Below are 2,777 nucleotides of genomic sequence, written 5' to 3' on the forward strand. Positions count from 1 at the left end.
ATCGTTCCCGACGCCAACCGCCGATACCGCACCGGCATCCGATCCCCACGCACCCACGCATACGCCGTCTGCGGATGCACACCCACCGACCGCGCCCACGCCGCCAACTTCACACCGGCTAATCAAACATACATTCACTCACAAACACGTACATTTACGCGCGTCTTGCCGAACAGTTCGCCACCCTCGGATGCCGTCACAGCAGCGCCGACGGGTGATCCCAGCGCACGCCGGCGAATCGCCCGAAATCGCTGTCGTAGGACACGATGCTGGCGCGATGCTCGACGGCGAGCGCGGCCAGGTGAGCATCGTTGACGAGGTTGGCGCCAGTTCCCACGTGTGTCAGCATCCTCGCCAGGATGTCGGCGTGTCGGGCGGTCGGATTCACTAGTGCCGCGCTCGGTGCGGTCAGCCAATTGGCAACCTGACCGATCGCGTCCTCCGGAGACAGCGGTCGGGGGAACAACCCCTGCCTGGTCGCTAGCCGCACGAACGCCAACATGGGGACCCACGCGAATCCGATGCTGTCGCCACCGGATAGCGCGCCGTCGAGCCAGCGCAGGGACGGGCTGTGGTGCTCGCTGGCGGTATTAACCGCATACAGCAGGACATTGGCGTCGACGATTTTCATGAAGCGCTATGACCCCCACCGACGCAGACCGAAGCGATGAGGTGGGGGCACGCCCCACAAGTGGGAGGTACCCCCACCCGCTTGCGGGGGAGAGCGGCGCTCATGACCGACGTCGCTGACGACGCACGAGTTCCTCGTCCTCGATCTCGGCCGCAAGCTGCAAGGCCCGGTCGAGATTGACCGCGGGCACACCCAAATCTGCCGTGCGCGTGCTGAACCGGCGCGGCGCGGGCCGGCCGGAGGCGCCGTCTCGAATCGCGTCGTTGAGCGCTTTCTTGAAGGACACCTGCCGCTCGGCCATCCGGCGCCGCACCAACTGCTCGACGTCGTCATCCAACGTCACCGTCGTCCGCATATGTGACAGCATAGCATCAAGATCCTTGACAGCATGCTGTCAAGAACGGCGGTTGGCCTCAGCCGGCCGTGCCGGGCGCGCCGGGCTGACCGAGCAGCAACCCGCGGGTACCGCCGTTACCCCCAGGCCCAGCGAGCCCGATCGAAGTGCCGGGTCCGCCGGCCGCCCCCGCCCCACCGGCGCCACCGTTGCCAATCAGAATGGCGTTGCCGCCGCGACCGCCGGTACCGCCGGTGCCACCGGCCCCGGTGGTGCCGGGCCCACCCTGGCCGGCGGCCCCGCCGGCGCCACCATTGCCGTACAACCAGCCACCTGTGCCGCCGTCGCCGCCCGGGTTGCCGTTGCCGCCGATGCCGCCACTGCTGACGGAGCCGGGCGCGCCGGCCCCGCCGCTGCCGCCATTGCCGCCGTTGCCGATCAGCCGGGCGTCGCCGCCGCGACCGGCACCGGTCCCGATGAACGGCAGCCCGCCGTCACCGCCGCTCCCGCCGTCGCCGCCGTCGCCGTACAGCCTCCCGCCGGCCCCGCCGGCCCCGCCGTGGCTGCCCGGCGGGAGCAAATGCGGGCCGGCCCCGGCATCGCCGCCGTTGCCGCCGTCGCCGCCGGTGCCGAACAGCCCGGCGTCGCCGCCTAGCCCCCCGCTGCCGCCGTAGCCGCCGAAGCCGTTCACGAAACCGCCGGCGCCGAAGCTTCCACCGTCGCCGCCGGCGCCACCGGCCCCGCCATTGCCGTACAGCAGCCCACCGGCGCCGCCGAACTGGCCGAAGCCACCGTTGCCGCCACTGCCACCAACGCTGAAGCCTCCGACTCCGGGCGCACCGGCCCCGCCATCACCACCGGCCCCGCCGGCCCCACCGCTGCCGATCAACCCGGCCGCGGCACCCAAGCCGCCCGCGCCGCCGTGGCCGCCGGCACCACCCCCGGCGCCCGCATCGGGGCCACCGGTCCCGCCGTTGCCGCCGGCCCCGCCTCCCCCGCCGTTGCCATACAGCAGCCCAGCGGCGCCACCGTTGCCGCCGCTACCGCCAGCGCCGCCAGCCGCACCAAGTAGGCCGACCGCGCCGGCGGCGCCCTTGCCGCCGTCACCGCCGTTGCCGATCAGCCCCGCCGCCCCGCCGTTACCACCCGCCACACCGGGGCTCGTGCTGTTTCCACCGTTGCCACCGTTGCCGTACAGGATTCCGCCGGGCCGGCCGGGCTGGCCCACCCCCCCGACGGTCCCGCCGTCGGCGCCGTCGCCGATCAGCGGTCGCCCCACTAGGGCCTGGACGGGCGCGTTCACCGCATTCAGCAGATTCTGCTGGACGTTGGCCGCCTCGGCGCTGGCATACGCACCCCCGCCGGCGGTCAAGGCCCGCACGAACTGGTCATGAAACGCCGCCGTCTGCGCGCTGACGGCTTGATAGCTCAGGGCGTGCGCACCGAAGATTCCCGCGATGCCCGTCGACACCTCATCGGCACCTGCGGCCAGCACGCCGGTTGTCGGCGGCGCCGCCGCCAGGTTCGCCGCGCTGATCGCCGATCTAATTCCCGCCAAATCATTAGCGGCCGCCAGCAACGCGCCCGGCGCCGCGATCACAAACGACATCTGGGACCTCCCATCTCATGGCGGGCCGGTCGCAATGGATGAATCGGCAGGAGCAAATGTTATCCCGATCCGGGCGCCACTGCTGCGTATTCCCCAAATCCCTGGGCTAGTTCCCCAGGGGCGTGTGCCCCGCCGTGGTGCAGGAAAATTGGGGCTCGAGTCACCTTGGCATCCGTTGCGCGTGGTGGTGGATGGCGTTGTTG

Annotated in this window: 3 protein-coding genes; all 3 read right to left on the reverse strand. The window is 71.4% G+C overall.

All coding sequences use genetic code 11. From position 1 onward, the window contains the following. Nucleotides 1-196: 196 nt before the first annotated feature. Nucleotides 197-631: a type II toxin-antitoxin system VapC family toxin gene (locus CDN38_RS27800; RefSeq protein WP_075509677.1), complete on the reverse strand. Its 435-nt coding sequence runs from the start codon at nt 629-631 to the stop codon at nt 197-199. Between the two features lie 100 nt (nt 632-731). Next, nucleotides 732-986, reverse strand: a complete 255-nt coding sequence (locus CDN38_RS27805) for an antitoxin (RefSeq protein ID WP_075509678.1) — start codon at nt 984-986, stop codon at nt 732-734. Nucleotides 987-1,044: 58 nt separating this feature from the next. Then, the gene (locus tag CDN38_RS27810) at nt 1,045-2,574 is read right to left on the reverse strand and encodes a PE family protein (protein WP_099319498.1); all 1,530 of its coding nucleotides are present in this window, start codon (nt 2,572-2,574) and stop codon (nt 1,045-1,047) included. Nucleotides 2,575-2,777 lie beyond the last annotated feature (203 nt).

Origin of the sequence: Mycobacterium ostraviense (assembly GCF_002705925.1) — a bacterium.
GTDB classification, from domain to species: domain Bacteria; phylum Actinomycetota; class Actinomycetes; order Mycobacteriales; family Mycobacteriaceae; genus Mycobacterium; species Mycobacterium ostraviense.

Coding starts and splice junctions, on each gene's coding strand:
- CDN38_RS27800 (WP_075509677.1), bottom strand. CDS start 631: ATGAAAATCGTCGACGCCAATGTCCTGCTGTATGCGGTTAATACCGCC.
- CDN38_RS27805 (WP_075509678.1), bottom strand. CDS start 986: ATGCGGACGACGGTGACGTTGGATGACGACGTCGAGCAGTTGGTGCGG.
- CDN38_RS27810 (WP_099319498.1), bottom strand. CDS start 2,574: ATGTCGTTTGTGATCGCGGCGCCGGGCGCGTTGCTGGCGGCCGCTAAT.